Source organism: Oscillochloris sp. ZM17-4 (genome assembly GCF_019599295.1).
GTDB lineage: Bacteria > Chloroflexota > Chloroflexia > Chloroflexales > Chloroflexaceae > Oscillochloris.
The window spans coordinates 16,634-18,104 of record NZ_JAIEWN010000011.1 but is presented as its reverse complement, the minus strand read 5'-3'; the positions used below and the strand labels follow the sequence as shown (position 1 = coordinate 18,104).

The 1,471-nt window shown below is 73.7% G+C and carries 1 protein-coding gene; it reads left to right on the top strand.

Annotation, left to right across the window (positions count from 1 at the left end):
• Positions 1–1,471, top strand: a 1,471-nt coding sequence (locus K2Z83_RS10560; protein ID WP_220595148.1) for an NACHT domain-containing protein, incomplete at both ends; no start/stop codon positions are given.

Sequence of the window (1,471 nt, the reverse complement as noted above, 5' to 3'; positions counted from 1 at the left end):
GGGCTGGCCCGCGGGGCCAACCAGGACACCAGCTTCTTCGGCTACACGCTCCAGTACGCGCCGCTTGAGCAGATCGACGCCAGCGGCACCGAGCCGCGCTCCGACCTCTACGCCCTGGCGGCCACGCTCTACCACCTGCTCACCGACCGCGCGCCGGCCAACGCGCCGGTGCGCGCCGAGGCCCTGCTGGCTGGCCGGCCCGACCCGCTGCGCCCGCTGGTGGATCTGAACCCCGAGGTGCAGCCGGAGCTGGGCGATGTGTTCGACCGCGCCCTGGCGATCGGCCGCGAGGCCCGCCCGCCCTCGGCCGCCGCCATGCGCCTGGCCCTGCGCGATGCGAGCGACCAGGTTGCGCATACCTTTATCGGCCCGACCTCGGTCGCGCCGCGCCGCCCGTCGTTCCCCTCGGCCACGCCTGCGCCTGCGGCCGACCGCCCGCTCAGCATCGGGTGGGAGCAGGTGCGCGACGCCGCCGGCCAGCAGTGCGACTTTGTGCTGCGCGAGCTCCAGGGCAGCTCGCGCCGCCTGGGCACCTACATCCCCGAGGCCTATGTGCTGCTACAGGCCGCCGAGGAGGAGCTGTCCGAGTTTCTCAGTGGATCTAGCGGCGCGCTGATCTTGCTCGGCGACTCGGGGGTGGGCAAGACCTGCCTGCTGGCCCGCTGGGCCGGCGAGCTGCGCGAGTCGGGCGACGCGGTGCTGCTCTACCGCTGCGGCGGCTCGCTCGGCCCCGAGATCGACCGCGAGATTGCCCGCGACCTGGGCCGCGAGCTGCCCGAGCTGCTGCTCGGCGACCTGGGCCAGATCGCACAGCTGGCCGCCGCCGCCAGAAGGCGGCTGGTGATCATCTTCGACGCGATCAACGAGTACCGCAGCGGCGCCCAGGCCGGCCCTGAGGCGCTGCTCAAGCAGATCGACGGCCTGGTGGGCCGGGTGGCCGGCCCGCACCTGCGGGTCGTGCTCAGCTGCAACAGCGCCACCTGGGCCCAGCTCGACCGGGCAGGGGCCACCCGGCTCTTCTGGGGCGCCTACCACTACGCCGCCGACGGCGAGCCCGCCCTGCGCCTGGAGCCCTTCGCCCCCGCCGAGCTCTCCCTCGCCTACGAGCGCTACCGGCGCTTCTTCCAGCTCCAGACGCCGCTGGAGGGCCTGCCCCTGCACCTGCGCGAGCGCCTGCGCAAGCCCCTGCTCCTGCGCATGCTCGCTGAGTCCTACCGCGACGGCCCGGTGGTGGTGGCCTCGCGCGGGCTGAGCCTGGGCATCTTCCGGCGCTTCTTCGACGAGCGCGTGCGCCAGCGCCGCGAGCAGCTCTTCATCGAGGAGCTAGCCGGCGAGGTGCTGCGGCTCGGCCAGGCCGCCGCGCCCATCCGCGACCTGGCCCGCAACGACCAGCTGCGCGATGACCTGCTCAGCGATGACCCTGACTCGGCCTACACCCGCCTGCTCGATGGCGGCGTGCTGACCGAGCTGA